The organism is Mesorhizobium sp. M7A.F.Ca.CA.003.01.2.1, assembly GCF_003998945.1.
Lineage (GTDB): Bacteria > Pseudomonadota > Alphaproteobacteria > Rhizobiales > Rhizobiaceae > Mesorhizobium > Mesorhizobium ciceri.
The window spans coordinates 1-5129 of sequence record NZ_RZRA01000357.1; the positions used below are offsets into that span (position 1 = coordinate 1).

Annotated in this window: 5 protein-coding genes and 1 pseudogene; 5 read left to right on the forward strand and 1 reads right to left on the reverse strand. The window is 64.3% G+C overall.

The window, feature by feature from the left end:
* The 4 genes from EN969_RS15940 to ptsP form a co-directional block, all read left to right on the forward strand.
* A partial coding sequence (locus EN969_RS15940; protein WP_206525164.1) for a PTS glucitol/sorbitol transporter subunit IIC occupies positions 1-303 on the forward strand: 303 nt, incomplete at its 5' end.
* A 16-nt stretch (positions 304-319) separates the two neighbouring features.
* On the forward strand, positions 320-1321 hold the full coding sequence (locus tag EN969_RS15945; RefSeq protein WP_013529329.1) for a PTS glucitol/sorbitol transporter subunit IIB: 1002 nt from the start codon (positions 320-322) through the stop codon (positions 1319-1321).
* A 109-nt stretch (positions 1322-1430) separates the two neighbouring features.
* Positions 1431-1811 (forward strand): PTS glucitol/sorbitol transporter subunit IIA, encoded by a 381-nt coding sequence (locus EN969_RS15950; protein WP_013529330.1) that lies wholly within the window; start codon positions 1431-1433, stop codon positions 1809-1811.
* A gap of 56 nt (positions 1812-1867) precedes the next feature.
* Positions 1868-3847, forward strand: coding sequence for a phosphoenolpyruvate--protein phosphotransferase (gene ptsP, locus EN969_RS15955; protein WP_063169123.1), 1980 nt, complete (start codon positions 1868-1870; stop codon positions 3845-3847).
* Between the two features lie 14 nt (positions 3848-3861).
* On the opposite strand, the gene EN969_RS15960 is transcribed toward ptsP, so the two are convergent.
* Positions 3862-4659, reverse strand: a complete 798-nt coding sequence (locus EN969_RS15960; RefSeq protein WP_063169122.1) for a hypothetical protein — start codon at positions 4657-4659, stop codon at positions 3862-3864.
* Positions 4660-4815: 156 nt separating this feature from the next.
* Here EN969_RS15960 and EN969_RS15965 point away from each other — a divergent pair.
* A pseudogene (locus EN969_RS15965) lies at positions 4816-5129 on the forward strand (sugar-binding transcriptional regulator); the annotation flags it as partial.

The following is a 5129-nucleotide window of genomic DNA, read 5'->3' on the forward strand; positions in this document are numbered from 1 at the left end:
GCCTATACGTTCGGATCGTTCCTGGAAGAAAAGCACAAGCCAGCCTTCTATGACGCGGCCGTGTCCTATGTGCACCCGCCGCTCGGCCTGTTCCCGCACATCAATCCCGGCGAGTATTTCGTCTGGGGTGGCATTCTCGTCGCGCTGCTGGAGCTGGAAAAGAAGGGCGTCGTCGTCGCCGGCTACCACGTCAAGGTGGCGATCTGGTACGCCATCGTCGGCCTCGTCGTCATCCTGCTCAAGGGCATGCTGACCGAACGCATCACCGCGATCATGGCACGCCGCCAAGGCGTCGAGCTGTAAGGGCGGGGAGGACATCATGGCCAAGACATATAAAGCCGTAAAAATCTCCCAGGGCAAAACCGGCTGGGGTGGCCCGCTCATCATCGAGCCGACCGAACAGCGCAGCAAGGTGGTTTCCGTCACCGGTGGTGGCATTCACCCGGTGGCGCAGCTCATCGCCGACATGACCGGCGCCGAGGCCGTCGACGGCTTCAGGGCACCGCCGATCGAAAGCGAGATGGCGGTTGTCGTCGTCGATTGCGGCGGCACCGCACGATGCGGCGTCTATCCGCGCAAACGTATCCCGACCGTCAATCTGACGCCGGTCGGTCAATCCGGGCCGCTGGCCCAGTTCATCACCGAGGACATCTACGTTTCGGGCGTGAAGCCGGCCAACATCACAATGGCGGACGGATCCGAAACGATCACGACTGCAGGGGGAGCAGCAGCGATGAGTTCAAACAACAATGCGACCGCGGCACCACAGCCGCTGCCGAGCGAAGGTGGGCTGATCGGCCTCATCAGCACGATCGGCCGCGTCATGGGACGTATCGTCGGCATCTTCTTCAATGCCGGCCGCCGCACCATCGACCAGGTCATCCGCAACGTGCTGCCGTTCATGGCCTTCGTGACCATGCTCATCGGTCTGATCCTGTATACCGGCATCGGCGATGTGCTGGCGCAGCCGATGGGTCCGCTGGCCAACAACATCGTCGGCCTGCTGATCATCTCGGCGATCTGCGGCCTGCCGTTCCTGTCGCCCATCCTCGGGCCAGGCGCTGTCATCGCGCAGGTCATCGGCGTCGCCATCATCGGCCCGCAGATCGCCAACGGCACGATTTCGCCGGCAATGGCACTGCCGGCGCTGTTTGCCTACAATACCCAGGTGGGCTGCGACTTCGTCCCCGTCGGCCTGGCGCTCGGCGAGGCCAAGCCTAAGACGATCGAAATCGGCGTTCCGGCGGTGCTCATCAGCCGCCAGATCATGGGTCCGGTCTCGGTGCTGATCGCCTGGGTCGTCAGCCTGATCGTGTTCTAAGGCAATTCCGGGAAAAGCGCACAATGCTTTCCCTTGGAAACTGCGTCAAAACAAAGAGATAGAGCGGTTCACCGCTCTAGGGAAAGTTTGAGAAAATGAGGTTCGCCATATGACGGTTCTTTTGAGAACACGGGTCACTGCCATCGGCCCCGAAGTGGCGGACCTTGCCGAAGGGGGCGTGGTCATCCTGTTTGCGGATGGCTCGCCGCCGGAGCTTGCCGAGGTTTCGGTGCTCCACAAGGCGGAGCAGGGACCAAGTGACGGAGCGCCCGCCAAGGGCGCTTCGATCACCCTCGGCCCGGTTGCCGCTGTTATCACAGCGGTCGGCTCCAGCGCGTGGAGCAAGGTGCTGGAAATGGGTCATGTCGTCATTTCGTTCAACGGCGCTACCGAGGCCGAGAGACCGGGCGAGATCTGTGCGTCGCAAGTCGATCCGCAAGCGCTCGTGGCCGCCCTGAAGACCGGCGCGATCATCACCATCGCCGCCTGACAGCATTCGCGCCGCGGCCCATGTTGGGAGCGGCGCCCAAAACCAGAGTATTTGCCATGGAACGCTCGACCATCGTCAGAGTGCATGAAGGTTTGCACGCCCGTCCCGCGACGCGGTTCGTGAAGCTCGCCAAGGGCTTCGAATCCGACGTCGAACTGATCAAGGACGGCAAGGCGGTCAGCGCCAAGAGTTCGGTCAAGCTGATGCTGCTGGCGGTCAAGGAGAACCAGGAAGTCACGGTGCGGGCGAATGGCGCCGATGCCATCGAGGCGCTCGAGGCGCTGATCGGCTATCTCGAGAATCCGCGGGCCGGCCTCGATGATGAAGCGGAAGCGCAGAGCCCAGCCAACGATGCCGGGCAGGAAGCGGCACCCGCGCCGGGATCCGTGCCGGCGGCACCTGGCGGGGCAAACCGCTTGCGTGGCGTGGCCGCCAGCGAAGGTTTCGCCATCGGCCCGGCCTTTGCGCATTTCCCACCCGATATCGCCGGACAGGGCCGCATGTTGCGGGCCGAGGAGATAAAAGGCGAGATCGACAGGTTCCGCACGGCTGTCGGCGCGGTCCAGGCCCGCATGGATCATGCGTTGGCGCAGGACAGCCTGTCGGCTGGAGACCGCGGCATCGTCGCCGCGCTGCGCGATATCGCCGCCGACGACAGCCTGACTGGTGAGGCCGAGGGCCTGATCAAGGGCGGCAACGACGCGGTTTCCGCCGTCATCACCGCCGCCTCCACCATTGCCGCCGAATTCAGCGCCGTCGACGATCACTATCTCAACGCGCGGGCAGATGATGTCCACGCCGTTGGGCGGCAGATTTGCCTGGTGTTGCTGGGCCAAGACGATGTCAGCCTCGAAAACATCCCCGAAGGGGCTATCCTGATCGCCGACGACATCGGCGCCTGGGATCTGGCACGCGCGCCGCTGAAGCGTATCGGCGGCGTGGTGTGCGGCCATGGCGGCGCCACCTCGCACATCGCCATCATCGCGCGCTCGCACGGCATTCCGGCAGTGCTCGGCCTCGGCGACCAGGTCAATGCCTTGCGTACCGCGCGAGACGTCGCGCTCGACGGCAATGCCGGCCATGTGATCATCGACCCCGACGAGGCGACCCGTGCCGATTTCGCCGGCCGCGTCGAAGCGGCGGCAAAGGAGCGCGCCGGGCTGACCGTCTTCAAGACGGTGACGCCGAAGCTCGCCGACGGCAGGATCATCGAGGTGGCGGCCAATATCGGCTCACTCGAGGAAATCGAAGCGGCGCAAGAGGCTGGTGCCATGGGCATCGGCCTGTTCCGCACCGAGCTTTTGTTCATGCGCCATATGCATCTGCCCTCGGAAGACATGCAGGCCGAGACCTATGCGGCGCTGGCCAAGGCTTTTGCGCCTTATCCGGTCATTGTGCGCACGCTCGACATCGGCGGTGACAAGCCGATTGCCGGCATCGAATTTCCCGACGAGGAGAATCCCTTCCTCGGCTGGCGCGGCATCCGCATGTGTCTCGACCGGCCCGACATCTTCAAGCGCCAACTGCGGGCGCTGCTGCGCGCAGCCGTGCACGGCAACATCAAGGTGATGCTGCCGATGGTGTCCGACCTCTCGGAGGTCAGGCAGACGCGCGTGCTGGTCGACGAATGCACGGCCGAGCTGAAAGCCGAAGGCGTGCCGCACGCATCATTCGATCTCGGCGTCATGATCGAAACCCCGGCCGCCGTGCTCATCGCCCCGGCGCTGGCCAAGGAGGTCGCTTTCTTCTCGATCGGCACCAACGATCTGACCCAGTACATCATGGCCGCCGACCGGCTCAATCCGACCGTCGCCAAGCTCAACGATGTCACCAATCCGGCCGTCATATCGGCGATCGAAATGACGGCAAAAGCCGGCGTCGCCGCCGGTATCATGGTCGGCATGTGCGGTGAGGCGGCCGGCCGTCCGGATCTGATTGCGACCTTCGTGAAGATGGGGCTGACCGAACTCTCGATGAGCCCGGCTTCGATCCAGCGCGCCAAGAAAGCGATCATGGCCATGGCCGCTGAAGGCTAGCCCAGGCCGGCTGACTACGGCAGATGGGCAAGCAAGGTGGCGAAGACCGGTGTCAGCTCAGCGATCGGGTTTGCCTTGGCGCAAGCCTGAACGATGCGATCGTGGCGAATATCCGCCGCCAGGATCGCGATCTCCAGCATGTCCGGCTCCGGCGCGCCGTCGCTGCCGGTGGTCGCCAGGCCGCAGGCCAAAGCGAGCGGCGCCAGGCAGCTTATGTCGAGCGCCCGGCCGCCCGCCGGCGTTCCCGGCACGGTCTCGGCAAAGCGAACGGGACGCTGATTGAGGCACTCGACCAGCAGCGCCGAGCAGGTGGCCGCGATTGCCTGCAGTCCGGCACCCGGCGCGGCCAATGCGGCCAGGAGATCGCCATGCCGCTTGCGCATCGTGGCATGGACGGCCGCGAAATCGGCTTCGTGGATGCGGGCATTGTCGATGTTCAGGCCGGCAAGCACCGCTTTGGTCAGATAATACATATCGCGCCGGAACAGGCGCTCGGCGTCCAGTTGGCGATCCTCGTTGCCGACCGGGAAATAGGTGCCGAGGCCCTTCACCGTGGTGCCGTCCACCTTGATCGGGCGCTCATGCGGGACGAAAGCTTCGGCGATCGACAGTGCTTCGTCGACGGCACTCGCGGCATGGCTGAGCAGGCCTTCGATGCCCTTGCCTGGAAACGGCGGCAGATGGCTGGTTGCTTCGCGCAGGATGCTGGCATCGCCGCTGCCGTCATGGCGGCTCTGGCGGATGATTTCGCGGACTTCCCGCAGCCGGTCCTTCAGATTGACGCGGACATCTTCGGAGATTTGTCGGAGCATCGCGGATCGCCTTGAAATTTGCTGCGGATAGCCGACCGGGGAAGCCGCCACTCTCTACATTGTTCCTATCGATAGGTAGATCAATAGGCGATACTAGACCAGCATGCAGAATCGGCGGCGGCGCCCTCGTCCGTCGCCGCAGGGGGAGAGACAGACTTGGGCAGACGACGACAGGGCGAAAGCGAAGACGGTCGAGGCGAGGCAACCGAGCAGGTCGCCAGCGAAAGCCGGACGGATCGCCTCAGGATTCGCGCCGCCTGGATGTATTTCGTCGAACAGATGACGCAGAACGAGATCGCCGACGTGCTCGGCGTCGGTCGCGTCACCATCGTGCGCATGCTGGCGGATGCCCGGGCGCGCAACGAAGTGAAGATCACCATCGAGAGCGAATTGTCGGAAATCGTGCGGCTTGAGCGCGCATTGGAGAAGACGTTCGGGCTGCAGCAGGCGCTGGTGGCGCCGCTTTCGGC

Bases quoted from the DNA above. Each gene is read 5' to 3' on its own strand.
- EN969_RS15945 (WP_013529329.1), top strand. From the start codon at position 320: ATGGCCAAGACATATAAAGCCGTAAAAATCTCCCAGGGCAAAACCGGC.
- ptsP (WP_063169123.1), top strand. From the start codon at position 1,868: ATGGAACGCTCGACCATCGTCAGAGTGCATGAAGGTTTGCACGCCCGT.
- EN969_RS15950 (WP_013529330.1), top strand. From the start codon at position 1,431: ATGACGGTTCTTTTGAGAACACGGGTCACTGCCATCGGCCCCGAAGTG.
- EN969_RS15960 (WP_063169122.1), bottom strand. From the start codon at position 4,659: ATGCTCCGACAAATCTCCGAAGATGTCCGCGTCAATCTGAAGGACCGG.